Here is a 24,356-nt window from a genome sequence, read left to right as displayed (position 1 = left end):
GCCCTCGCGCGACCCGCCCTGCTGCACGGCGTTCCAGCGGTGGAACAGGGCTGTCTCGTCCAAGGTTTCCGCATCGTCGATCACGTCGAGCTGGCCTACGCCGTGGAGGCTCTGCGCCCAGCGGCCCAGCACCGTCTTGCCGGAGCGCGGCGGGCCGATCAGCACGGCGACATGGAACGGCCAGCGCTCGGGCGTCTGCAAGGCCTCGATCACCGCAGCATTGGCCGATCCGACCACGATCCGCAGCGCGCCAGCAGGCGCACGCGCCGCCAGCGGGAGGGCAATCTGGGACGGCTCGCCCATTGCGGCGCCCTTAGCGGCTGATGGCGAGCGCGTTGGCCCCGCGCCGCACGCTGAACCCGCGCGCTTCCAGAGCCGCGGCGAGGTCTTCAAGCGACCCGGCATAGCTTACCGACATCACCGAAGTGCCACCGATCGCTGTGCTGGTGACGCCCACGCCGCGCACACCGCCTGTGCCGCGCACTGCGCCAAGCGCCGAATCAAACGCGGCGGCATCGGGCGTGGCGAATTGCACCGTGATGCTCCGCACCGCAGCCTCGCCCGGCTCGACCCCGGCGACCGGCTCCGCCTCGATCCGCGGCACCGCGCCGGCGGCCGCTGCCGCTTCTGCGGCCTTGCGTGCCTGCGCGGCGCGCCCGATCTCGATCAGCCGCTGGATTGCGGGATCAATCTCGCCCCCGGCCCCGAAACGCAGGCTCGGGTCAGGACGCAAAGTGCCGGAATTGAGCGCGGCGGTGAAAATGCCGTCCATACGCTCGACCGCCTGCGCCAGCATCGCCGGGAGCGCATCGGCGCTCTCGGCCTTGAGCGTGAAGCTGTCGAGCGGGCGGCTGTCGGGGCCATAGCGCGCGGTGAAGGTGCCGCTCACCGGCCCACCCGGGAATTGATGATCGAGCCGGGCAAAGGCCATCAGCACATCGGTCGCGCCATATTGATCCAGCGTCGAGCGCCACCACGCGCGGCTGCGCCTGCCCGTCTGCCCGAAATTGACCAGCAGCGAATCGCCCCCTGCCCCGGACAGGCGGACATAGTCGATCCGGCTTGCGCCCGGATTGAACTCGGCCCAGGCGCGCTGCCACGGGTTACGCTGTTCGAAGGTGATATAGGCGCCGCCCGAATCCTGCACCGGAATCAGCAGCAGCGGAGCTGATCGCACCTGCTGCGCCGCGCCGCCGAGATAGGAGCCTGCGCGCTGGCGATCGAACACGACGCCCAGCGTGGCGATGTACCGCCGCGGGCCCAACCGCTCCTGCTCGATCACAATCGCCGAGACCAAACCGTCGAGCTGGCTGTCAGACAGCTTGGGGCCTTTCAACTGCTCCCACGCCTTGCGCTGCGCTTCGCGCCAGCCATTGGCGCGGGCATCTTCGGCGCTCTTGCCCTTCGCATCGACGGTGATGCCCTTGACCTCGATGTCGGCGCTGGCGGCGGTGGGCGCAATGCCCCGCTCGCCCGCAACCTGCGCCACCAAGGCATAGCCGCCGCCCAGCAGCGCAAGCGCCAAAGCCCCACCGCCGAGCCATCGCCGCAAGGGGCGAGACAGGGCAGCACCGGGGCTCTGAAGGGAAAGAGACGCGCTCATGGGGAAAACGCCATGTCCTTTGCCCAATGGCGAGTGGAATTCCAAGCGCGAAAGGCTATGGGACTGCGCATGACTTCGGGGACAAACGAGAGCAACCCGCCGCAAGGCACCGGCTACACCTATGCCGACGCGGGCGTTTCGATCGCGGCGGGCAATGCGCTGGTGAAGGCCATTGCCCCACTGGCGAAGGCCACCGCGCGCCCCGGCGCGACCAGCGAACTTGGTGGGTTCGGCGGGTTTTTCGACCCCAAAGCGGCCGGATATCATGATCCGCTGCTGGTCGCGGCCAATGACGGCGTGGGCACCAAGCTGAAGCTCGCCATTGAGCATGACCGGCACGACACCGTCGGGATCGATCTGGTGGCCATGTGCGTCAACGATCTGATCGTGCAAGGCGCCGAGCCACTGTTCTTCCTCGACTATTTCGCCACCGGCAAGCTGGAGAACGGCGTCGCCGAACGCGTGATCGCCGGGATTGCCGAGGGCTGCAAGATGGCCGGCTGCGCGCTGATCGGCGGCGAGACAGCGGAAATGCCGGGGATGTATGCGCCGGGAGATTATGACCTCGCGGGCTTCTGCGTCGGCGCGGTGGAGCGCGGCGAGCAGCTGACCGGCGACAAGGTTGCCCCCGGCGATGTGCTGCTGGGCCTCGCGTCCTCGGGCGTGCACTCCAATGGCTATTCGCTGGTGCGCCGTCTGGCGGCAGACAAGGGATGGAAGCTCAACCGCCCCGCCCTGTTCGATCAGGAGCAATTGCTGATCGACGCCCTGATCGCGCCGACCCGGATTTATGTGGCGAGCCTGCTGCCGCTGATCCGCGAGGGTCTGATCAATGCCCTCGCCCACATCACGGGCGGTGGTCTTCTCGAAAACATTCCGCGCATTCTGCCCGATGGCGCGCACGCGGTGGTCGATGCCGACCTATGGCCCCAGCCGCGCCTGATGGCCTTCCTGCAAGCGCAAGGGCATATCGAGCCCGAGGAAATGGCGCGCACCTTCAACTGCGGGGTCGGCATGGTGCTGGCCGTGGCCGAAGACCGCGTGGCTGAAGTGACCCAGCGGCTCGAAGCGGCGGGAGAGACCGTTGTCCCGGTCGGACGCATCGAAGCGGGCGACAAGGGCTGCACCGTGCGCGGGTCGGTCGAAACTTGGTCCGCCAAAGCTGACTGGAGCGCGACGCATCTTGGCTGAAAAGGCCCGCATTGCCGTCCTCATCTCCGGCGCGGGGACCAATATGGCCGCGCTGGTCTATGCCAGCCGGATTGGCGACTGCCCCTATGAGGTGGTGCTGGTCGCCAGCAATGATCCTGACGCTCCCGGCCTCGCGCTCGCCGCCGCCGAGGGGATCGCCACCTTCGCCCTGCCACACAAGGGCCTGTCGCGCGAGGCGCATGATGCCGCGATGGAAGCCGCCGTGCGGCAGGCGGGCGCCGATCATATCGTGCTGGCGGGCTATATGCGCATCCTCTCGGACGGGTTTGTCGAACGCTGGCAGGGCCGGATGCTCAACATCCATCCCTCGCTGCTGCCGCTGTACAAGGGGCTCGACACCCACGCCCGCGCCATCGCAGCAGGCGACAGTCATGGCGGCACCAGCGTCCATCTGGTGACGCCGGAATTGGACGCAGGCGAGGTGCTGGCGCAGGTGCGCGTGCCGATTGTGGCGGGCGACACGCCGGACAGCCTCGCCGAGCGGGTGAAGCTGGCCGAACATCAGCTCTACCCCCGCGCCGTGGCCGAATACGTGTCGCGCTGGCGCGACCCTGCCGCGCTGCTGGCCCGCGTCCGCGCGCTCGCCCTCGCCCTGCCCGAAACCGATGAGCGCGAAAGCCACGGCAGCCCCGGCTTTCGCGTCGGGGGCGAGAAGACCGGCAAGTATTTCGCCTATTTCGCCGATCAGCACCACGGCACGCCGCACATCGCCCTGCTGGTGCGCACCGGGGGCATGGACGAGCTGCTCAGCCTCGTAGAAAGCCAGCCCGAGGTCTACTTCAAACCCGCCTATTACGGCGCGAGCGGATGGGTGGGGATCATCCTCAACCGCCCGGGGGTGGATTGGGACGCGATCGCCGAGTGGCTCCAGCGCAGCTGGCGCAGTATCGCACCCAAGCGGCTGACGCGGATGTTGGACATCGCGGACGAATTCTGATGGCGCCCACCCGCGATCACCTCCTGGCCCGAGGCCCGCTCGCGACCCGCGCCAATGCCTTTCTCGGCAAGGCGTGGGAGCGTGGCTGGTTGCCTCCGCCTGCGCTTGATCCTGACACGCTGTGGGCACTGGCCGCCAAGCCCTATGGCGCGCGGGCCGAGGCGGCAGAGCATGGCGGGCGCTCGGACGACGATGTCGCCGATTTCCGCGAGCGGCTCACGCGGCTGATCGCGGCCGCAGCGCAGGAGGCCGATCTCAACCCGCTTGGGCGCGCGATGGCCTGGGGGCAGTTGTCGCGGGTGGTGAAGAACCGGCTGGCCTTCGGCGCCTTGTGGCTGGAACGGCCCGAACTGCTGGAGACACCCCTCGCGCCGCCGATCATCGTCATCGGCCATATGCGCAGCGGCACGACCCGCATCCACACGCTGCTCGCCGCCGATCCGGCCTTTTCGCACACCCGCTATTGCGATGCCTATCACCCCGTGCCTGCGCGGCTCGGCATGAACCGGTTCAAGGCGGCGCTGGAGCTGGTCATGCTCGGCGCGCTCAATCCGTGGATGCAGTCGATCCACCCGATGGCGGCGAGCGGCGTCGAGGAGGAACTGGCCTGGCTCAGCGCCGCGCTGCACCATTCGATCTACGAATCGCAGTGGCATATCCCGGCCTATTCGGCGTGGAGTGAGGCACGCGACCCGGCGCCGGTCTACCGCGAGTTTGCCCGCATCCTGCGCACCGATGCCGCTATCCGCAGCGTGGCAGACAAGCCGCGCGTGCTTAAAGTCCCTGCCTTTGCCGAGGATCTGACCACGCTGCTCTCGCTGTTCCCCGATGCGCGGCTGGTGATCGCCCACCGCGCGCATGACGCAGTGCTGCGCAGCGCGGTGTCACTCGCGGCGAACCAGATGGCGATCCAGTCGGACAGCTGTGACCTCGCCAGCATCGAAGCGCGCTGGCGGCACAAGATCGCCTTGCGCGAAGCACGCATGGCGGAGGCGCTGGCGGACTGGCAGGGGCCGATTGCGCGGCTGACCTTTGAAGACCTCAACGCCGATTGGGAGGGCGCGATTGCGCGCTGCTATGCCGATCTTGGCATCACGCTGACCGGGTCTGCGCTGCTGGCGATGCACAACGTGATGGCGGCGAGCGAAGCGGGCCAGCACCACGCCCACGCCGCGCAACTGGCGCGGTTTGCGGGGGCGGACTGACACCGCACTCCGTTCGTGTCGAGCGCAGTCGAGAGGCCATAGCAAAGTGTCTCGACGACGCTCAACACGAACGGAGTGTGACCCAAAGCAAAAGGGCCGCCCCATCGGGACGGCCCTTTCAATGTCGCAAGGCGCAAAGCCTTAGCCGACGATTTCGTCTTCGTTGAAGAAGAAGGCGATTTCGATCGCGGCGTTTTCTTCCGAATCCGAACCGTGGACGGTGTTCTCGCCGATCGACAGCGCCAGTTCCTTGCGGATCGTGCCCGGAGCAGCGTCAGCAGGGTTGGTCGCGCCCATGATGTCGCGGTTGCGGGTCACGGCGTCTTCGCCTTCGAGCACCTGCACCACCACCGGCTCGCTCATCATGAAGTCGACGAGTTCGCCGAAGAACGGACGCTCACGGTGCACGCCGTAGAAGCCTTCGGCTTGTTCGCGGGTCATGTGGATACGCTTGGACGCGACGACGCGCAGGCCGGCGTCTTCCAGCATCTTGGTGACGGCGCCGGTCAGGTTGCGACGGGTGGCGTCGGGCTTGATAATCGAAAAGGTGCGGGTGACCGCCATGATAATGCTCCTGTGAACGTCTGTTCTGGTAAGGGGGATATTGGCCGCGCCCCGTAGATGCTGCGCTGCAAAATGGCAAGCATCCCCGCACGCGCGACGTTTGCTTCGGCGCGGTTTCGTTCATGACGGCGGTGTGATATGGCCACGACAGGGCGCTCCGGGGGGAACATCATGGATTACAACCACACGCTTTCGCGTCGGCATTTTGCTGGTGCGGCACTCACTGCCGCCGGTTTGGTCGCAACCGGCGGCATCGCCCGCGCCGCCACACCCGCGCAAACCGCCAGCGGGCCGATCGGGCCGTTCTATCCGATCCTGCGCCCGGGCGACGATGATTTCGACATGACCCTGATCAAGGGCAACAGCGGGCGTGCGCTCGGCCGGGTGATTGAGGTGACGGGCCGCGTGCTCGACCGCAAGGGCAATCCGGTCAGCGGCTCTGAGCTGGAAATCTGGCAGTGCAACGCGGCTGGACGCTATGCCCATCCGGGCGACATCGCGACCGCCCCGCTCGATCCCAATTTCCAGGGCTATGCCCGGCTGATGACCGGGCCGAGCGGCGAATGGCGGATCACCACGATCAAGCCTTCAGGCTATGACAGCCCGATCGGCCACCGCACGCCGCATATCCATTTCGACATCAAGGGCCGCCAGCACCGTCTGATCACGCAGATGTATTTCAGCGAGGATCACGCCACCAACAGCAAGGACGCGCTCTACAACCAGCTTGGCGAAGATGCCGTCACCGCCATGGCGGCGCAGGCGGAAGCTGACCGCTATCGCTGGGACATCGTTCTCGGCGAAGGCTGAAGCGGTCAGCCGCCCTTCTTGGTGCCGATGATAATCTGACCGGTGGTCGCGCTGTCATCGCCGGTGGTGGCGGTGACCGAGATCGACGATTCATCCGCCTTGCGCTCACCGCCGATCATCACGGTGCCGTTGGTGGTCATTTCCAGCTGGATGTCGAACCCGGCCGCCTTGGCCGCATCGCGGTAGTGAGCGACCACCTTATCGGCGGGCGCGTCGGCCTCGAACGCGACCATCGTACCCTGTCCGTCGGGCTGATTGACGACCGTGTTGGTGATGACCTTGGAACCCGGAAACAGGGTAAAGCCCGCGGGCAGGCTGACCGGCACATCCGCGCCTGATCGCAAGGTGGCCTCGCCATCCTCGCCCTTGATCGTCATGCTGGTTTCACCGGTGTCCTTGTCGATGGTGTATTCGGCATTCTCGCCGTCTGCCGTGGTGAATTCGCCCGAGGTTTCCGATCCGCAAGCCGCCAGCGCCAAAGCGCCGCCGCACACCATCACCAATGCCAACCGTTTCATTGCCCAAATCCCCCCTATCGCAGCGGGCGGCAGCATCTCTTATCGCAAGCGCGGGTGCAAGCCCCTCCGCCCCTCTTCGCGCGCTAGCCCTTCTTCACCCAGCGCCCGTCTTCCTGCGCAAAATAGGCGCGTGTAACATCCTCGCGCCCGTCATGCGCCCGCCAAGCGAGCCGGGCAGCGGGGGCAGCGTCGGGCGGGAAGAGCAGGAACACGCGCGCAAATCCGCTGCTTTCGCGGTAAGTCCCATCGGCCAGGATCAGGTGGCTCGCCCCGTTGCTGGCGGCAATGTCGGTCGATAGCAGAATCGGCTGAAGCTCAGCGCCCGGCGCGTCCGCCTCACCATTGGCGAGGAAGGTCTCCGGCCCCGCCTGCCAAAGCGCCCGAGCGATCACGGCGCGCTGTTCGGCATCGGCAGAGACAACCAGCACCCGCTCGCCCTCCCCCAGCGCGCGCTTGGCGATCAGGGCGACGACCTTTTCGAGCGGGTCATGGGTGTATTGCCAGAAATCGAGCTTCATGGCGCGCTATCGGGGTCAGATCTGGCCGAATTGCTGCGCTCGAACAGCCAAAACAGCCCGGCCGCGCCAACCACCATCGAGATCAGCGGCACCGGCCACAGTTCCGCCCAAGACCCGTCGACCATCGCTACCAGCGAGCCGGGAAAGGGCATGGGCACCCATTGATCGTGATCGCGGTAGACAATTGCGGGCGCGAACATGATGCTGGTCGCTGCGGCGAGGCAGGCGCTACCTTCGCGGCTGCCCGGCTGGCGCCTGCGCGCGATCAGGACAACTGGAATCGCGATCAGCACGATGATGGCGGCAATTCCCCACTGGAAGAACCGCCCGATGCCCGAAAAGTCGCTCGCCATGGCTGGCGTTGCCGTCACCAGCATCGCCGCTGCCAAACCGAGCCGCACAGCCTTACGCATCACTGCGTCCCCCGCCCCTCGCCGCCCGATTTCGCATTCGCGCGGCAGCGATCGGAACAATACTTCACATTGTCCCAATCCCGCTCCCACTTCTTGCGCCACGTAAAGGGCAGCCCGCAGGCGAGGCAGGTTTTGGTCGGCAAATCCGACTTTTTCCGCATCTTGGGGATGACGGAACCTCCCGCTCAGCTTTCCGCCACATCCCGGACAAACTGGTCGAGCAGACGCACGCCGTATCCGGTCGCGCCCTTTTCCCACGTCTGACCCGGCTTGTTCGACCAGACCATGCCCGCGATATCGAGGTGCGCCCACGGCGTGCCGTTCTTGATGAAGCGCTGGATGAACTGCGCGGCGGTGATCGAGCCAGCCTCACGCGGGCCGACGTTCTTGATGTCGGCGATCGGCGAATCGATCAGCTTGTCGTAATTCGGCCCGAGCGGCATCCGCCACAGCTTGTCACCGCTGGTCAGACCCGCTGCCGAGAGCTGCGCCGCCAGCGTGTCGTCATTGGCGAACATCCCGCCATATTCATTGCCGAGGCTGATGATCATCGCGCCGGTCAGCGTGGCGAGATCGACGATCCGGGCCGCGTCATACTGCTCCTGTGCCCAGTGCAGAACATCGCACAGCACCAACCGGCCCTCGGCATCGGTGTTGAGCACTTCGACGGTCTGGCCGCTCATCGTGGTGACGACATCGCCGGGGCGCTGCGCCTTGCCATCGGGCATGTTCTCGACGAGGCCGACGACGCCGATCACGTTCGCTTTGGCCTTGCGGCTGACCAGCGCCAACATCGCGCCGACCACCGCGCCCGCGCCGCCCATGTCCCACTTCATATCTTCCATGCCCGGCGGCGGCTTCAGCGAGATACCGCCCGTGTCGAAGGTCACGCCCTTGCCAACGAACACGGTCGGCTTGTCGCCCGACGTTCCGCCGTTCCAGCGGATCGCGAGGATCTTCGATTCGCGCTCCGAGCCCTGCCCGACGCCGATCAGCGCGCCCATGCCGAGCGCGGTCATCTCCGCTTCGCCCAGCACGGTCAGTTCCGCGCCGGTGCCAGCGAAGGCTTCCTCGCACGCGGCAACAAAGGTTTCGGGGTAGATGATGTTGGCCGGTTCGGTCACCAGTCCGCGGGTGAACTCCACCCCCTTGGCGAGCGCGGATTCCCGCTCCCACGCAGCGGCCGTGCCCTCGGGCGCGCCGGTGACGTGCACCGTGGTCAGCGAAGGGCGCTTGTCCGCTGCAAGGCGCGTGCGGTACTTGTCGTGCCGCCAGCCGCGCAGGCGCAGGCCTAGCAATACGGCCGCCGCGTCGTCCGCCGAAAGCCCGGCATTGGCAAGATCGACCACCATCGCCGTCTCACCCGAAGCCAAATACTTCGCGGTCAGCGCGGCGCCTGCGCGTTCCAAGTTCGCGCGGCGATCAGCGGCATCGGCTTCCCCCGCGCCAGCCAGCGCGATCCGCTTGACCGAACCGCCGAGGTTCGCAAAGCCTTCAAACAATTGCCCGGCCCGGCCCGTAAAACGCGAAGCCGCCGCGCCTTCAACGAATGTCGCATCAAGGCCGGAGATCGCCGCCCCCTGATTGATCACCCGCGCGTGCAGGCGAATATCGGTGGGAGGGGTGGCGGTAAGATGGATTTGCATGGGTACTCCGAAGAAGCATAGGGTCGGTCATGCGGTCATGGTGTCCAGCACGTGCGACGAGCCGCGCGCCGGGGGGCGCAAACGCGATTGCGATTAGGCCCGAGCGGTGCAATAGGCAAGGCCATGTCGGGAGGCTTGTCAGACGGATCGCGGGACGGCGCGTGCCATGCCCAGCGCGTTCCGGGACGGGCTGGTGCGCCGCTTTGGGCCTTGGTGCTGGCCCTGCTGGGGACAGCCGCGCCGCTCGCCGCGCAGGACGCAGGTGCTGTTGCGCAAGCCGAAGCGCCCCAACCCGCCCCGTCGGAACCCGCCGAGGCTGACGCGCCGCGGAAGATCGATTTCGAAGCCCGCGAGCTGAGCTACAACAACGAAACGGAAACCGTCACCGCGCGCGGCAATGTGATCCTGCGCTCGGAAGACCGCTCGGTGCGCGCCGATGAGGTGGTCTGGGACCGCACGTCGGGCCGGATCATCGCCAGCGGCAATATCCGGCTGGTGGACGAGGCAGGCAACCAGCTGTTCACCGACCAGGTCGAACTCACCGAAGAATTCGATACCGGCGCGATGAGCGAACTCCTCATCGCCCTGCGCGCCGGTGGCCGGCTCGCCGCGCGATCGGCAGAGCGCGGGGAGGACGGCGTCGCCGTGCTGACCGATGCCGCCTACAGCGCCTGCCCGGTGGTCGATGCCGAAGGCTGCGCTACCGATCCCAGCTGGCGAATCACGGCCAAGCGGGTAATTTACAATCAGAAGACCAGCGTCGTCAGCTTTTCGGGTGCGGTGCTCGAACTGTTCGGCGCGCGTATCCTGCCGCTGCCGGGTCTCGGGTTTCGGACGGACGGCAAGGGCACATCCGGCTTCCTCGTTCCCGATGTGCGGATCACGCAGGTCAACGGGCTGGAACTGTCCGGCGAATACTACTGGCGCTTCGGCGACAACCGCGATCTGACGCTGGGCGCCTATGTCTTCTCCAACGTGGCCCCGATGGCGAGCGCGAAGTGGCGGCACCTCACTGACAAGGGCGCCTACCAGATCACCGGCTATGGCACCTTCAGCGACCGCCTGACCGATTTCACCGGGGCGGACAGCTTCCAGAGCGATCCGCGCGGCTACCTTGATGCCAATGGCCGGTTCCAGTTTTCGCCCGACTGGAGCTTCACCTCCTCGATCCGCTTGGCATCGGACCGCACCTTCCTGCGCCGCTACGATATCAGCCGCGATGACCGGCTGCGTTCGACCGTCAATCTCGAACGGATCACGGACCGCTCCTATCTGTCGGTGGCCGGCTGGGCGACCCAGACGCTGCGGCTGAACGCCGATCAGGGGCAGGTGCCGCTGGCCCTGCCCGCGATCGATTTCCGCCAGAAGCTCGCTGATCCGGTGCTGGGCGGCAATGTCCAGTTTCAGGCAAACAGCCTCGCGCTCCTGCGCAATGACGGGCAGGACACCCAACGTGCCTTTGCCGGGGCGCAGTGGGATCTGAAGCGGCTGACCGGCTTGGGGCAAGTCGTCACCCTGACTGCGCTGGTGCGCGGCGATGTGTACAACACCAACAACAGCATCGCGACCACCACCGCCAGCTACCGCGGCACCGAAGGCTGGACGACGCGCGGCATCGCCACAGCGGCGCTCGACATCGAATGGCCCTTCGTGGGCGAGGCGTTCGGCGGCACGCAGGTGTTCAAGCCGCGCGTCCAGATCGTCGCCAGCCCCAAGATCCGCAATCTCGACGTTCCCAATGAAGATGCGCGCGCGATTGATCTGGAAGATTCCAACCTGTTCGCGCTCAACCGCTTCCCCGGCTACGACCGGGTCGAGGATGGCAGCCGCGTCACCTGGGGCGTCGACTGGGAATTGCAGCGTCCCGGCTGGCGGGTGCGGTCGACCATCGGCCAGTCGTTCCGGCTGGAGGCCCCGCGTGACGATATCTTCCCGGAAGGCACCGGCCTGTCCGAACGGGTGTCCGATTTCGTCGGTCGCACCGAAGTCCGGTTCCGCAATCTGGTAAGCTTCACCCACCGCTTCCGGCTCGACAAGGACAACTTCGCGATCCGCCGCAACGAAATCGACGCGACCGTCGGCTCGCGCCGGACCTATCTGGAAGTTGGCTACCTGCGGCTGAACCGCGACATCGCCACGGTGGAAGATTTGCGCGACCGCGAGGAACTGCGCGCGGCGGCCCGGGTTGCGATCGGCCGCAAATGGTCGGTGTTCGGATCGGGCGTGTTCAACCTCACCGACGCGGACGAAGATCCGGTGTTCCAGCCCGACGGGTTCGAACCGATCCGCACCCGGCTCGGCGTGGCCTATGCCGACGATTGTATCGAATTCGGTGCCACCTGGCGGCGCGATTTCATCGATGCGGGCGATGCGCGGCGCGGCAATGCGTTCCAGCTGTTCTTCGCGATTCGCAATCTGGGCTTCCGCTGATCGGCGCGAATTGGCAGGCTTGGCAAATGGCGTTAAGGAAGCCGCCTAAAGCAAGCCGACCACGCCATTGGGATCGGGCGAGGCTCAGCTTCCATTAAGCCGGTAGAGAACATTGGCGGCACATTGCGTGAGGGGTCGCGCGACATGGTTGGCCATACGTCAGGCTAAAGAACGGGAATGAACGAGTGAGTGTAAAGCTGTTTTCCAAGGCGTTGTTTGCCCGAACCGGAACCGCGTTGGCGGTGGCCGGGATGATCGGCCTTGCGCTGACGCCGGTTGCGGCTCCGGCCCAGACCGTCGCCGTGCCGACCGCGGACAATCCCTTCGGCCTGCCCGAAGACATCACCCTGTTCGGCAAGGCCGATCCCGACCGCCGCACGGCGACCGCCATCGTCAATGGCTTCGTTATCACCGGCACCGATATTGATATGCGCGTGGCGTTGGTGACGGCGGCATCGGATGCCGCGATTTCCGACGAGGAAATGCTGCGTCTGCGGGTGCAGGTGCTGCGCAACCTGATCGACGAAACGCTCAAGATCCAGGCCGCTGCCGCCGCCGAAATGGAAGTGAAGCGCGAGGAAGTCGAACAGACCTACCAGCAGCTTGCCGCCCAGAACTTCGGCGGTGATCCGAAGAAGATGGACGAATATCTGCTTTCGATCGGTTCCTCTCCCGCCTCGCTCAAGCGCCAGATCGAAGGCGAAGCCGCGTGGGAGAACCTCCTGCGCCGCAACATCATGCCGTTCGTCAATGTCTCGGCCGAAGAGGTCAATGATTCGCTCAAGCGGATGAACGAAGCCAAGGGCACCGACGAATACCGACTGGGCGAAATCTTCCTGTCCGCCACCAGCGAAAACCGCGCGGCAGTGCTCGCCAATGCCCAGCAGATCGTCCAGCAATTGCAGCAGGGCGGCAGCTTCGTTGCCTATGCGCGCCAGTACTCCGAAGCGACCACTGCCGTCGTCGGCGGCGATCTGGGCTGGGTGCGGCTGGGCCAGCTTCCCCCGCAGCTCGCCGCGGCGGCCCGCACGATGAGCGCCGGGCAGTTGCAGGGGCCGATCGAAATTCCGGGCGGCTTCTCGATCCTGTACCTCATCAACAAGCGTCAGGTGCTGATGGCCGATCCGAACGAGGCGGTGCTGAACCTGAAGCAAATCTCGGTCATGTTCCCGGCGGGCGTCACGCAGGCCCAGGCCGAAGCGCGCGTCAATGAATTCGGCGCCTTCGTTGACGGTCTGCGCGGCTGCGCCGATGTTGAAGCGAGCGCGGCCAAAATCGGCGCGGACGTCGTGACCAACGACCAGATCAAGGCCGAGGTGCTGCCGCCGCAGCTGCGCGACATCATTCTCAACCTTCAGATCGGGCAGACCACCCCGCCGTTCGGCAATATCCAGGAAGGCGTGCGGGTGTTCATGCTGTGCGGCCGCGACGATCCCAAGGATGCGGGCGCCCCGACCTTTGCCGCCGTGATGGATCAGCTGGAAGAAGAACGCGTCAACAAGCGCGCCCAGCGCTTCTTGCGCGATCTGCGTAACGACGCCTACATCGAATACAATTGACGCCGCACGCCCCATCCCCGGCCGCGCCGCTTGCGATCAGCCTCGGCGATCCGGCCGGGATCGGGCCGGAGGTGATCCTTGGCGCATGGATGCGCTTGCGGGCTGAACGCCGCGCGCCTCCCGCCTTCGTGGTCGGCGGGCCGCAATTGCTGCGCGGGCTGGCCGAACGGCTTGGAATCGACTGCCCGATCGTGCCGATTGCCGACCCGGCCGAAGCGATGTTCGCTGCCGGCGCCGGGTTGCCGGTTCTTGCCGGACTGGATGGCATATCATTGCCCGGTCATCCCGCAGTGGATGGCGCCCGGTTGGCCCTTGCCTCGCTGCAATGGGGCACGAAATTCGCGCTGTCGGGAGTCGCCGCAGGGCTGGTGACCGCACCGATTTCCAAAGGGGAACTGGCCGCAATCGGCTGGGATTATCCGGGACAGACCGAATTCCTCGCCGACGCCTGCGGGCGGCCCTATCGCGATGCGGTGATGATGCTGGCCGGCCCGTCCTTGCGCACCGTACCGCTGACAGTCCACGTGTCGCTGGCCGAGGTGCCGGCGCTGATTTCGGCCGAGCTGATCACCCACAAAGCGCGCATTGTCTCGGCCGGATTACGCAGGGATTTCAGAATATTGCATCCCAGGATTGCGATAGCGGCACTCAACCCGCACGCGGGCGAAGGCGGCAAGTTCGGGGATGAGGAAGCGCGGATCATCGCCCCAGCCATCGCCGCCTTGCAGGCCGAGGGGATCGCCGCTTTCGGCCCCGTCCCCGGCGATGCGCTGTTCACGCCGCGGGCCCGCACGGGCTATCACGCGGCGCTCTGCATGTATCACGATCAGGCGCTTATCCCATTGAAAGCGCTGGAGTTCGACGAAGGCGTCAATGTCACCCTCGGCCTCCCGATCATCCGCACCTCGCCCGATCACGGCACCGCCTTCGACATAGCGGGGCAAAGTCTGGCCGATCCCGGTGCGATGGCAGCAGCCATTGTGATGGCGGCCGAAATGGCCGTCGCGCGAGCAAATGCCGGTGCCTGATCTCCCCCCGATCCGCGAGGTCATCCAGCGCCACAACCTCGCCGCGTCCAAAGCGCTGGGGCAGAACTTCCTGCTGGATGAGCAATTGCTCGCCCGCATTGCCGCGCTTCCGGGAGACCTCACCGGCCAGCAGGTGCTCGAAGTCGGCCCCGGCCCCGGCGGCCTGACGCGGGCTCTGCTCCGCGCGGGCGCACGCGTCACCGCGATCGAGATGGACCGCCGCTGTCTGCCTGCCTTGGCGGAACTCGGCGAGGCCTTCCCCGGCCAGCTGACGGTGATCGAGGGCGATGCGCTAAAGCTCGATCACAATGCGCTGATGCACGGCGCGCCCTTCCACGTGCTCTCCAACCTGCCCTATAACGTCGGCACCGCGCTGTTCGTGCGCTGGCTTTCGGGCGAGGCATGGCCGCCGCTCTGGCAGTCTCTCACCCTGATGTTCCAGCGCGAAGTCGCCGACCGGATCGTCGCGGACGCCGGAGACGACGCATATGGCCGCCTCGCCGTGCTGGCCCAATGGCGGGCCGAGGCGCGGTTGGCGATGAAGGTCCACCGCAGCGCCTTCACCCCGCCGCCCAAGGTGATGAGCGCGATTGTCCACGTCACCCCCGCCGCCATGCCCGAGGGCGTCTCGGCCCGGATGCTCGAACGCCTCACCGAAGCCGCCTTTGGCCAACGCCGCAAGATGCTGCGCCAGAGCCTCAAGGGCGTGCCGGGCGCGCTGGAAGCGCTGGCGGCTCTGGGCATCGACGAGACGCGGCGGGCCGAGACGGTCAGCGTGGCGGATTTTACGGCCCTGGCGCGGGCGCTGACCTAACCCGCCTTCTTCCGCAACCGCCAAGCATGAAGCAGCGGTTCGGTGTAGCCGCTGGGCTGTTCGACCCCCTTGAAGATCAGCTCCTTGGCCGCGCTGAAGGCCGCGCCGCTTTCGTTGCCGGTGAGCGGCTCGTAAAGCGGGTCGCCTGCGTTCTGCACGTCGACCTTGGCCGCCATGCGGGCGAGCGAGTCCATCACCTGCGCCTCGGTAACCACGCCGTGCAGCAGCCAGTTGGCGAGGTGCTGCGAGGAGATGCGCAAGGTCGCGCGGTCTTCCATCAGGCCCACATCGTTAATGTCGGGCACCTTGGAACAGCCGACGCCCTGATCGACCCAACGCACCACATAGCCGAGCAGGCCTTGGCAATTGTTGTCGAGCTCCTCGGCAATTTCCGCTTCGGACCAGTTCGCACCCTGCGCCAGCGGGATGCTCAGCAGCGCGTCGAGGCCCATCGGCTCAGGCAGCCCCTTCTGCACCGCGAAAACATCCTCGGCATGATAATGCAGCGCGTGGAGCGTCGCGGCGGTGGGCGACGGCACCCATGCGGTGTTCGCGCCCGCGCGCAGGTGGGCGATCTTTTCGACCATCATCTGCCCCATCAGGTCAGGCGCCGCCCACATGCCCTTGCCGATCTGCGCCTTGCCCGACAGGCCGTGCTTGAGGCCGATGGCGACGTTCCTCGCCTCATAGGACTTGAGCCAATCGCTCCCCTTCATAGCACCTTTCCGCAGCATCGGCCCGGCGCGCATCGAGGTGTGGATTTCATCGCCCGTCCGGTCGAGGAAGCCTGTGTTGATGAACACGATTCGGTCCCGCACGGCGTGGATACAGGCGGCGAGGTTAGCTGAAGTGCGGCGCTCCTCGTCCATCACGCCGACCTTGATCGTGTGGTGCGGCAGGCCGAGCAGGTCTTCCACTGCATCGAACAGGTCATTGGTGAAGGCGCATTCTTCCGGCCCGTGCATTTTGGGCTTCACGATGTAGATCGAGCCGCAGCGCGAGTTGCCGAACTTGCCGTGGCCTTCCACATCGAGCGTGCTGATCGCCGAGGTGAAGACCGCGTCCATGATGCCCTCGGGGATTTCCGAGCCATCGGGCAGGCGGATCGCTGGGTTGGTCATCAGGTGGCCGACATTGCGCACGAACATCAGGCTGCGGCCGGGAAGCGTGTGGGTGGTGCCATCGGGCGCAGTGTAGCTCTTGTCGCCCGCGAGCGTGCGGGTGAGCGTCTTGCCGCCCTTGGCAAAACTTTCCGACAAGTCGCCGCGGATGATGCCGAGCCAATTGGTATAGGCCAGCATCTTGTCCTCAGCATCGACCGCCGCGACCGAATCTTCGCAGTCGGCGATGGTGGTGAGCGCGGCTTCGACGATGATATCGGCGATACCCGCCATGTCAGTCGAACCCACAGGCGTGCTGGCATCGAACACCACTTCGATGTGCAAGCCATTGTTCTTGAGAAGAACGCCCTTCTTCGTCTCACCGATGTATTGCGCAGGATCGGCGAGCGTGATGGCTTCGCGGCCTGCCAGATCGGCCCAGCTGCCAGTGGCCAAGGGGCACGCCGAATCGAGGAACTGCCGCCCCCGCGCGATCACCGCTGCGCCGCGCGCTGGGTCATAGCCGCCGGGCCGCGCCGGAGCCGCATCGAGCGCATCAGTGCCGTAGAACGCATCATACAGGCTCCCCCAGCGGGCATTCGCCGCGTTGAGCAGGAATCGGGCGTTGAGGATCGGCACCACCAGCTGCGGCCCCGCCATCGTGGCGATCTCGGGATCGACGTTTTGCGTGCCGATCTGGAAGTCGCCCGGCTCGGGAACAAGGTAGCCGATATCTGTGAGCAACGCCTTGTATGCCGCTGCATCATGCGGTTTTCCGGCCCGCTCCATGTGCCACGCATCGATCTGTGCCTGCAACGCCTCGCGCCTGTCGAGCAGAGCGCGGTTGCGCGGCGCGAACGCGGACAGCAGCGCGGCAAAGCCCTGCCAGAAGGCCTCCACGTCGCGGCTCAACGGCCCCAGCACCTCGGCTTCAAGGAAGCTCGCCAGCCGGGAATCGATCGTGAAACCGGCGCGGGTGGTCATGTCAGTCATTGGTGTCCTCGTGGGGCTAGCAAAGGGCGTGGCCTGGGGAGGAGAGGACGGCTGGCGCTATGGCGCAGGGGAGACGCGATTGCAACGGGTTGGCCCCGCGCCCGCGCACGGCTAGAGGGGGGGCATGAGAGAGGATGGGACCCTGACCGCGATCGACGGCGCTGCCATGCTGGCGCAGGTCGAAGCGTGGAGCGCGATCAACACCGGCACCGCGAATCTCTCCGGGCTCGCCGAGCAAGCCGCCGCGCTGGCTGAGGCCTTTGCGGTGCTCCCGGGCACGGTCGAACTGGTCGACCCCGCGCCTGTGACCGCGATCGCCGCCGATGGTTCTGCCATCCAGAAACCCCACGGCCAGCATCTGGTGGTGCGGGTGCGGCCCCAAGCCAATCGCCGTATCCTGCTGACCGGGCATATGGACACGGTGTTCCCCGCCGACCATGCCTTCCAGCGTCTGCGCTGGCTCGACGCGGAGACGCTGAACGGGCCGGGTGTTGCTGACATGAAAGGCGGTATCGCCGTCATGCTCCACGCGCTGATGGCGTTCGAGCAGACCGCCAGCGCCTCGGGCCTCGGCTATGATGTGCTGATCAATTCGGACGAGGAAACCGGCTCACTCGCTAGCAGCGCGCTGATTGCCGAGCTGGCAGCAGGCAAGCTCGCCGCCTTGACCTATGAACCCGCCGCCCTGCCCGATGGCACCCTGGCGCATGAGCGCGGGGGGACGGGGAACTATTCGATCACTGTCACCGGCAAGTCCGCTCACGCCGGGCGCAATCCGCACGAGGGGCGCAACGCGATTGTCGCCGCGGCCGATCTGATCCTGCGGTTGAAGGCGCTGGAAACGCCGGAAATCACGATCAACCCGGCCAAGCTGGAAGGCGGCGCAGCCAATAATGTCGTGCCCGATCATGCCGTGCTGCGCTTCAACATCCGCCCCAGGACGGTCGAGGCGGGCGCGGCGTTCGATCATGCGCTCAGCCACTTGCTGATCGACATTCAGGCCGCGCACGGCGTCGCCACTCATCGCCATGGCGGTGTCACCCGCCCGCCTAAAAAGGTCGATGCCAAGGCGCAAAAGCTGTTCGATCTGGTGCGCGCCTGCGGGGCCGAACTGGGCGAAGACATCCGTTGGCAAGCCTCCGGCGGCGTGTGTGACGGTAATAATATCGCCGCCTGCGGCGTCCCGGTGGTCGACACCATGGGCGTGCGCGGCGGCGCGATCCATAGCCCGGACGAATATCTGATCGTCCCCAGCCTTGTGTCCCGCGCGGCCCTGTCTGCTCGCGTCATCACCCGACTTGCTCAAGGAGCCCTGTCTTGACCTTCCGTCTGCGCGCCGCGCGCTCTGCCGATCTCGAAGCGCTGTACGAAATGGCCAAGCTCACGGGCGGCGGGTTCACCAACCTCCCGCCTGACCGCGCAGCGCTCAAGAACAAGCTCGAACGGGCCGAGGCATCCTTTGCCAAGGATACCGACACCTTGGCCGACGAGCTGTTCGTGCTTGTGCTCGAAGACGCCCGCACGGGCGCGGTGCGCGGTACGTGTCAGCTGATGAGCCAGGTTGGCCAACGCTGGCCGTTCTACTCCTATCGCCTCAACACTCTGACCCAGTATTCGCAGGAGCTTGACCGCACGGTGCGGGCCGAACTGCTGAGCCTCGTCACCGACCTCGAAGGATCGAGCGAGGTCGGCGGGCTGTTCCTCCATCCCAATGAACGCGCCGGGGGCCTCGGCCTACTGCTCGCCCGCTCGCGCTATCTGTTCGTGGCGATGCACCGCAAACGCTTTGCCGACCGTATTCTGGCCGAGCTGCGCGGCATCATCGACGAGCGCGGCGGGTCGCCCTTCTGGGACGGGGTCGCGGGGCGGTTCTTCGGGATGAGCTTCCAGGACGCGGACTATTTCAACGCGATCAACGGCAACCAGTTCATCGCTGACCTGATGCCCAAGCACCCGGTCTATATCGCCATGCTGAGCGAGGATGCGCGGAGCGTCATCGGCGTCCCCCACCCCACCGGCCGCGCGGCGATGCGGATGCTGGAGGACGAAGGCTTCCGCGCCGAAGGCTATGTCGACATCTTCGACGGCGGGCCGACAATGGTCGCGCGCACCGACAGCGTCACCAGCGTCAAGAACAGCTCCTTGCGCAAAGTCACCGCGCTGTCTGTGGCCGAGGGCGAGCGCGCGATTCTGGCGACCGGGCGGCTCGGCACCTTCCGGGCGTGCTTCGGAGCGCGGGTGCTTGATGCAGAGGGCGGCATCGCGATCGATTCGGCCAGCGCCGATCTGCTCGATGTGTGCGAAGGCGACATGGTGTGGAGCGTGGCGCGCTAGTTTGACCCGTCCCCGTTCGTGTCGAGCGAAGTCGAGACACGGCCAAGCAGGGGGTTCTCGACTTCTCTCGAACCGAACGGACAGAGGAATGCTCACCGAAATCAATTTCGACGGAATCGTCGGCCCTTCGCACAACTATGCGGGCCTCAGCCTCGGCAATATCGCTAGCGCAAACAATGCGGGCGATCCGTCCTTCCCGCGCGCCGCGGCATTGCAAGGCATGGCCAAGATGCGCGGCAATCTGGCGCGATTGGGGGTGCAAGGCTTCCTGTTGCCGCTGCCCCGCCCCAATCACGGTCTGCTCGATGCGCTGGCCTTGGACGAGACCACCCCGCCGCAGCTGCGCGCCGCGGCTTGGTCCGCCTCGTCGATGTGGACCGCCAATGCCGCCACTGTCAGCCCCGCACCCGACACAGCCGACGGGCGCTGCCACCTGACGGCCGCCAACCTTGTCACCATGCTCCACCGCGCGCAGGAATGGCCGGACACCAAGCGCCAGCTTGAGGTCGCGTTCGGCGACACCCGCCACTTCGCGATCCACGACGCCGTGCCGCCCACCTTCGGCGATGAAGGCGCAGCCAATCACATGCGGCTGTGCGAAAGCCACGAAACCCCCGGCGTCGAGGTCTTTGTCTACGGCAAGACCGGTGGCCGCTTCCCCGCGCGTCAGCACGAACAGGCCAGCCGCATTGTCGCTCGCCGCCACGGGCTCGATCCGGCGCGCACCGTGTTCATCGAACAGAACCCCGATGCGATTGCGGCCGGCGCTTTCCACAATGATGTGGTCGCGGTCGCCAATGGCCGCGTGTTGTTCACCCATGACGAGGCCTTTGCCGACCAACAGGGTGCCTACGATGCGATCCGTGCCGCCTTCCCCGCGCTCGAAGTGGTCGAGGTGCCATCCAGCGCGGTCACCTTGCAGGAGGCGATCCGCACTTATCTGTTCAACGCGCAGCTGCTCACCCTGCCCTCCGGCGAGATGGCGCTGATCGTGCCCGAGGAATGCCGCGAAAGCCCGAGCGTGTGGGGCTGGGTCGAAACCATGCTCGCTGGAAACGGCCCGATCCGGCAAGTTATCCCCGTCGATGTGCGCCAGTCGATGGCCAATGGCGGCGGCCCTGCGTGCCTGCGCCTGCGTGTGGTCTGCGATCCTGCGACGGTCGATCCGCGCTTCCTGCTTGATGAAGCCAAGGCCGACCTCATCGAAAGCGTCATTGCCCGGACGTGGCCTGAACAAATTGACCCATCCGATATTGGTTCAGACAGTCTGGCGGCCAGCGTGATTGCCGCACGGCTGGCCTTGCTGGATGCGCTCGATCTGGCACAGCTTGGTTAACGCATTTGGTGGGAGAGCGCTCCGCGCCTAAGGTTACCTCAACCTTAAAGCGACTCAGGCGTAGCCCAGTCGCAGAACAATCGGGAGACGCCATGCTGCGCAAGCTCGGAAGGCTGTTTGTGATCAAGAACCGCTTTGAAGCGTTTCTGATCATCTACGCGCTTGCGCTGGGCTCGAGCGCGCGGGGCATGGTCTATCTCCATGAATATCCCGGCTTTGGCGGCAAACTGCTGTTTCTCGCAACCACCGGCGCGGTGTTCCTTGCCGGCGCGAAGATCCTCGATTGCATCAAGCTGGAGAAAGAAGTGGCGGAATTACGCGAATTGCGGACGCAGACCGCGCCGGGCGATTAGGTTCACACAAAGCCGCAAAGACACAAAGATGTCGCGTGATGACGATCTAGAGGCGCTGGTCACTGTGGTCATCGATATGGGCTTTCGGTTACATCAGGACCTCGGTCCCGGTCTGCTCGAATCCGCTTATGAAATGATCCTGTTCGAGAAGCTGCGCCAGCGCGGTATTGAGGTCGCACGACAGCTGCCGATCAACATTGATTATGATAGCATTCTCATCGAGAATGCCTTCAAAATCGACCTCCTGATCGCTAACCGTCTGGTTGTCGAATTAAAGTCGGTCGAACGCCTTCACCCAGCCTACAGCAAACAGGTGCTGACCTATCTGCGGCTCACGAAGCTGCCGCTCGGTCTGCTGATGAATTTCGGGCAGCCGCTGTTCAAGGACGGCCTAAAGCGCATCACCAACGGATATGACGCCGGCCCCCGCCCATGATCGGCGCACCTCTTTGTGTCTTTGCGGCTTTGTGTGAAAAAATCAGGTGGGGGTTTCTGTTGCTACGTACCCCCGGACGCCCGGTCTCCGATTCTGTTGCCCGGTTCGGTCCAACCGCGCTTTTTAGCCTAGTAAAAGAAGGGCGTTAGCCCATCAATTACGCAGCGATTGCGAGTGCTTCGTTATCGTTGGCACTTATGGTTTTTGAGCCTTATGCGGGTTACTCAGCCCGGGCAAAAACTACGCTTTTCAACACACGTCGATCCTGGTTCGGCCCCGTCAGGAGTTGTGGTCAGTCATTTCTGACCGCCGCTTCTGGTGGAGCCGCCGGGTACTGCCCCCGGGTCCGTTGCATCTATTGCACGCAGCAATTTATCGCCATATCCGGTCGAAACCGGCACCGAGTGATATAGCGCGGCAATCCTGAATGTGAAGTGAGTAGCCTGATTGTGCGTTCTTGCGCATGCGGGAACCTCCCGACGACCCAGCACCAAGCTGTGCGAGGCCCCCGCCTTTGCGGGGGCTCACAGCAATATTTTTACTTCTTCAGCGCGTCGCGAATCTCGATCAGCAGGTCGATCTCGGTCGGACCGGTAGGTGCGGCCGCTTCCTCAGACTTCGAAAACTGCGCGGTGACCTTGTTCACATAGCGCACCATCAGGAAGATGATGAAGGCGAGGATCAGGAAATTGATCACAACCGACGCCAGCGCCCCCACGCCGAGCACCACAGCCCCAGCCTCCCGCGCAGCAGCCAGAGACGTGCCGGGCGCGACATTGCCCGACAGCACGATGTAGATGTCCGAAAAGTCGATGCTGCCGACGATCCAGCCGATGAATGGCATGATGATATCATCCGTCAGCGACTTGACGATAGCCCCGAATGCCGCGCCGATAATCACCCCTACGGCGAGGTCGATGACATTGCCCTTGGCGATGAATGCCTTGAATTCCGACAGCATGGTGATCCCCTTTATGCGTGGTCTTTACCATGTTCTGGCACTCACATCTGCGCCTGCCAAGCCGCGCATGCTGCCCGTCCACCGCTTGAACCGGCCAAGTGGTGTGCTATATCCACAATACAGGAACACGCTGCCGGGTCCGCCCGTGCGTTGAGGAGGGATCGACCTATGCAATTTTCCATCATGCTGCGCGGCGCTTTTGCGGCTGTCGCGGCGATGAGCCTTGCCGCTTGCGGGATCAACTCGGTGCCGACCGCCGAGGAAGAGGCGAAGGCCAAGTGGGCCGATGTCGAAGCGCAATTCCAGCGCCGCGCCAACCTCATCCCCAACCTTGCCGAAGTGACCAAGGGTGCGGGCGAGAACGAGCGCACGATCCTGACGCAGGTGACCGAAGCCCGCGCCAAGGCGACCAGCGTCAATATCACCGGCGATGATCTCAATGATCCCGCAAAGATGGAACAGTTCGCCGCCGCGCAGAGCCAACTCGGCGCCGGGATCGGCCGCCTGCTCGCCAGCGTCGAGGCCTATCCGACCATCCAGTCGAACCAGAACTACCTTGCGCTCCAAAGCCAGCTGGAAGGCACCGAGAACCGCATCGCTGTCGCCATCCGCGACTACAACGAGGCGGTGCGCAAGTATAACACCACGATCCGCACCTTCCCGGATTCAATCGGCGCGAACATCATCCATGGCGCCGAACCGATGGTGCCTTACAAGGCCGTGACAGCGGGCGCCGAAGCCGCCCCGCAGCTCGACATGACGAGTAACTGAGCGGCGTGATCCGGTCGCTTCTCATCCTGCTCGCACTGGCGGGGACGCTGTTCGCGTCTCCGCTCGCGGCGCAGCCGAAGTTTCCCGAGCTCTCGGGCCGCGTGGTCGACAATGCCGATATCCTCACGCCCGAAGTCGAAGCGCGGCTGACCGCCAAGCTGGAGACGCTGGAAACGCAGTCGCAGCGGCAGTTGGTGGTCGCCACGATTCCCGACCTGCAAGGCTACGACATCTCCGACTACGGCTACCAGCTGGGCCGCGCTTGGGGCCTTGGCGACGAGACCCGCAACGACGGCGCGCTGCTGATCGTCGCGCCGAATGATCGCAAGGTGCGGATCGAGGTCGGTTATGGCCTTGAAGGCTATCTTACCGATGCCCTGTCCTCGCTCATCATCCAGAATCAGATATTGCCCGCCTTTCGCGATGGCGATTTCCCCGGCGGGATCGAGGCAGGCACCGACGCGATCATCGCCCAGTTGCAATTGCCGCCCGAGGAAGCCGCCAAGGTGGCCGCCGAGGCGGGCAGCGCGCGCGAGAGCGACGGGGGCTTTCCGATCGGCGTGCTTATCTGGCTTGCCTTCATGTTCTTCTTCTTTGTCCTCCCGATCCTCGCCGGGCGCGGGCGGCGGCGCAAGTATCGCTCCAAGGGTGATGGCCCGTGGGGCAGTCGCGGTCTCGGAGACACAGCGCGCGATGTGATCCTGTGGGAAGTCGGCAGTGCGATCGCGCGCGGCATGATCTCGGGCGGCGGCGGTCGTGGCGGCGGTGGCGGATTTGGCGGCGGCGGCGGTTTTTCGGGCGGTGGCGGCTCATTC

The 24,356-nt window shown here is 65.4% G+C and carries 24 protein-coding genes, 1 other RNA gene and 1 pseudogene; 15 read left to right on the top strand and 11 right to left on the bottom strand.

Annotation, left to right across the window (positions count from 1 at the left end; all coding sequences use genetic code 11):
• Together GVM20_RS15840 and GVM20_RS15835 are read right to left on the bottom strand one after the other, a co-directional pair.
• A pseudogene (locus GVM20_RS15840) lies at positions 1 to 303 on the bottom strand (ATPase); the annotation flags it as partial.
• A 10-nt stretch (positions 304 to 313) separates the two neighbouring features.
• Positions 314 to 1,552 carry a heavy-metal-associated domain-containing protein gene (locus GVM20_RS15835; protein WP_234032065.1) on the bottom strand — a complete coding sequence of 413 codons (1,239 nt, stop codon included), beginning with the start codon at positions 1,550 to 1,552 and terminating at the stop codon, positions 314 to 316.
• Between the two features lie 120 nt (positions 1,553 to 1,672).
• Here GVM20_RS15835 and purM point away from each other — a divergent pair, with 120 nt between their 5' ends.
• Genes purM through GVM20_RS15820 form a run of 3 tightly spaced genes read left to right on the top strand, consistent with a single transcriptional unit; the run spans position 1,673 to position 4,957 of the window.
• Complete coding sequence (gene purM, locus GVM20_RS15830; protein WP_166548153.1) at positions 1,673 to 2,794, top strand: phosphoribosylformylglycinamidine cyclo-ligase; 1,122 nt, start codon at positions 1,673 to 1,675, stop codon at positions 2,792 to 2,794.
• Positions 2,787 to 3,752: a phosphoribosylglycinamide formyltransferase gene (purN, locus tag GVM20_RS15825; RefSeq protein ID WP_166548152.1), complete on the top strand. Its 966-nt coding sequence runs from the start codon at positions 2,787 to 2,789 to the stop codon at positions 3,750 to 3,752. Before purM ends, purN begins: the two co-directional genes overlap by 8 nt.
• Positions 3,752 to 4,957, top strand: a complete 1,206-nt coding sequence (locus tag GVM20_RS15820) for a sulfotransferase family protein (protein WP_234032064.1) — start codon at positions 3,752 to 3,754, stop codon at positions 4,955 to 4,957. Before purN ends, GVM20_RS15820 begins: the two co-directional genes overlap by 1 nt.
• Positions 4,958 to 5,098: 141 nt before the next feature.
• On the opposite strand, the gene ndk is transcribed toward GVM20_RS15820, so the two are convergent.
• Complete coding sequence (gene ndk / locus GVM20_RS15815) at positions 5,099 to 5,521, bottom strand: nucleoside-diphosphate kinase (protein ID WP_072673444.1); 423 nt, start codon at positions 5,519 to 5,521, stop codon at positions 5,099 to 5,101.
• 171 nt (positions 5,522 to 5,692) lie between these two features.
• On the opposite strand from ndk, the gene GVM20_RS15810 reads away from it, so the two are divergent.
• Positions 5,693 to 6,331, top strand: coding sequence for a dioxygenase family protein (locus GVM20_RS15810; protein WP_166548151.1), 639 nt, complete (start codon positions 5,693 to 5,695; stop codon positions 6,329 to 6,331).
• Positions 6,332 to 6,336: 5 nt separating this feature from the next.
• On the opposite strand, the gene GVM20_RS15805 is transcribed toward GVM20_RS15810, so the two are convergent.
• The 5 genes from GVM20_RS15805 to GVM20_RS15785 all read right to left on the bottom strand — a co-directional run bounded on the left by GVM20_RS15805 (position 6,337) and on the right by GVM20_RS15785 (position 9,426).
• Entirely contained in the window at positions 6,337 to 6,849 is a 513-nt protein-coding gene (locus GVM20_RS15805) for a hypothetical protein (protein ID WP_166548150.1), read from the bottom strand.
• A gap of 83 nt (positions 6,850 to 6,932) precedes the next feature.
• On the bottom strand, positions 6,933 to 7,367 hold the full coding sequence (locus tag GVM20_RS15800; protein WP_166548149.1) for a DNA polymerase III subunit chi: 435 nt from the start codon (positions 7,365 to 7,367) through the stop codon (positions 6,933 to 6,935).
• Positions 7,364 to 7,780 carry a hypothetical protein gene (locus GVM20_RS15795; RefSeq protein ID WP_166548148.1) on the bottom strand — a complete coding sequence of 139 codons (417 nt, stop codon included), beginning with the start codon at positions 7,778 to 7,780 and terminating at the stop codon, positions 7,364 to 7,366. The genes GVM20_RS15800 and GVM20_RS15795 overlap by 4 nt, the downstream gene beginning before the upstream one ends.
• The gene (locus GVM20_RS15790; protein ID WP_166548147.1) at positions 7,780 to 7,941 is read right to left on the bottom strand and encodes a DUF2256 domain-containing protein; all 162 of its coding nucleotides are present in this window, start codon (positions 7,939 to 7,941) and stop codon (positions 7,780 to 7,782) included. Before GVM20_RS15790 ends, GVM20_RS15795 begins: the two co-directional genes overlap by 1 nt.
• Positions 7,942 to 7,965: 24 nt before the next feature.
• Positions 7,966 to 9,426, bottom strand: coding sequence for a leucyl aminopeptidase (locus GVM20_RS15785; RefSeq protein WP_166548146.1), 1,461 nt, complete (start codon positions 9,424 to 9,426; stop codon positions 7,966 to 7,968).
• 123 nt (positions 9,427 to 9,549) lie between these two features.
• Here GVM20_RS15785 and GVM20_RS15780 point away from each other — a divergent pair, with 123 nt between their 5' ends.
• From GVM20_RS15780 to rsmA, 4 genes are all read left to right on the top strand, one after another.
• Positions 9,550 to 11,856, top strand: coding sequence for an LPS-assembly protein LptD (locus GVM20_RS15780; protein ID WP_166548145.1), 2,307 nt, complete (start codon positions 9,550 to 9,552; stop codon positions 11,854 to 11,856).
• Positions 11,857 to 12,107: 251 nt separating this feature from the next.
• Positions 12,108 to 13,415 (top strand): peptidylprolyl isomerase, encoded by a 1,308-nt coding sequence (locus GVM20_RS15775; RefSeq protein ID WP_166548156.1) that lies wholly within the window; start codon positions 12,108 to 12,110, stop codon positions 13,413 to 13,415.
• On the top strand, positions 13,412 to 14,443 hold the full coding sequence (gene pdxA, locus GVM20_RS15770) for a 4-hydroxythreonine-4-phosphate dehydrogenase PdxA (RefSeq protein WP_166548144.1): 1,032 nt from the start codon (positions 13,412 to 13,414) through the stop codon (positions 14,441 to 14,443). Before GVM20_RS15775 ends, pdxA begins: the two co-directional genes overlap by 4 nt.
• Positions 14,430 to 15,257 (top strand): 16S rRNA (adenine(1518)-N(6)/adenine(1519)-N(6))-dimethyltransferase RsmA, encoded by an 828-nt coding sequence (gene rsmA / locus GVM20_RS15765; protein ID WP_166548143.1) that lies wholly within the window; start codon positions 14,430 to 14,432, stop codon positions 15,255 to 15,257. The genes pdxA and rsmA overlap by 14 nt, the downstream gene beginning before the upstream one ends.
• Here rsmA and GVM20_RS15760 read toward each other — a convergent pair.
• Positions 15,254 to 17,350 (bottom strand): malate synthase G, encoded by a 2,097-nt coding sequence (locus GVM20_RS15760; protein WP_166548142.1) that lies wholly within the window; start codon positions 17,348 to 17,350, stop codon positions 15,254 to 15,256. The genes rsmA and GVM20_RS15760 overlap by 4 nt on opposite strands.
• A gap of 124 nt (positions 17,351 to 17,474) precedes the next feature.
• On the opposite strand from GVM20_RS15760, the gene GVM20_RS15755 reads away from it, so the two are divergent.
• The 5 genes from GVM20_RS15755 (at position 17,475) to GVM20_RS15735 (ending at position 21,809) form a co-directional block, all read left to right on the top strand.
• Entirely contained in the window at positions 17,475 to 18,671 is a 1,197-nt protein-coding gene (locus GVM20_RS15755; RefSeq protein WP_166548141.1) for a hydrolase, read from the top strand.
• Complete coding sequence (locus GVM20_RS15750; RefSeq protein ID WP_166548140.1) at positions 18,668 to 19,684, top strand: arginine N-succinyltransferase; 1,017 nt, start codon at positions 18,668 to 18,670, stop codon at positions 19,682 to 19,684. The genes GVM20_RS15755 and GVM20_RS15750 overlap by 4 nt, the downstream gene beginning before the upstream one ends.
• 88 nt (positions 19,685 to 19,772) lie before the next feature.
• Positions 19,773 to 21,020 carry an N-succinylarginine dihydrolase gene (locus GVM20_RS15745; RefSeq protein WP_166548139.1) on the top strand — a complete coding sequence of 416 codons (1,248 nt, stop codon included), beginning with the start codon at positions 19,773 to 19,775 and terminating at the stop codon, positions 21,018 to 21,020.
• 92 nt (positions 21,021 to 21,112) lie between these two features.
• Positions 21,113 to 21,373 (top strand): hypothetical protein, encoded by a 261-nt coding sequence (locus GVM20_RS15740; protein ID WP_166548138.1) that lies wholly within the window; start codon positions 21,113 to 21,115, stop codon positions 21,371 to 21,373.
• 28 nt (positions 21,374 to 21,401) lie between these two features.
• A complete protein-coding gene (locus GVM20_RS15735) occupies positions 21,402 to 21,809 on the top strand; it encodes a GxxExxY protein (RefSeq protein WP_166548137.1) in 408 nt (135 codons plus the stop codon).
• An 82-nt stretch (positions 21,810 to 21,891) separates the two neighbouring features.
• Here the strand turns inward: GVM20_RS15735 and ssrA are convergent.
• Positions 21,892 to 22,247: a transfer-messenger RNA gene (gene ssrA / locus GVM20_RS15730) on the bottom strand.
• Positions 22,248 to 22,347: 100 nt separating this feature from the next.
• Entirely contained in the window at positions 22,348 to 22,770 is a 423-nt protein-coding gene (gene mscL / locus GVM20_RS15725; RefSeq protein ID WP_166548136.1) for a large conductance mechanosensitive channel protein MscL, read from the bottom strand.
• Positions 22,771 to 22,938: 168 nt separating this feature from the next.
• Between mscL and GVM20_RS15720 the strand changes: the two genes are divergently transcribed.
• Together GVM20_RS15720 and GVM20_RS15715 are read left to right on the top strand one after the other, a co-directional pair.
• Complete coding sequence (locus GVM20_RS15720) at positions 22,939 to 23,541, top strand: LemA family protein (RefSeq protein WP_166548135.1); 603 nt, start codon at positions 22,939 to 22,941, stop codon at positions 23,539 to 23,541.
• A 5-nt stretch (positions 23,542 to 23,546) separates the two neighbouring features.
• Positions 23,547 to 24,356: TPM domain-containing protein (locus tag GVM20_RS15715; protein WP_502706202.1), on the top strand; the 810-nt coding region annotated here is incomplete at its 3' end.

It is taken from the genome of Porphyrobacter sp. SLTP (assembly GCF_009905735.1).
In the GTDB taxonomy this organism is placed as follows: domain Bacteria; phylum Pseudomonadota; class Alphaproteobacteria; order Sphingomonadales; family Sphingomonadaceae; genus Erythrobacter.
This window is presented reverse-complemented; position numbering and strand designations above follow the sequence as displayed.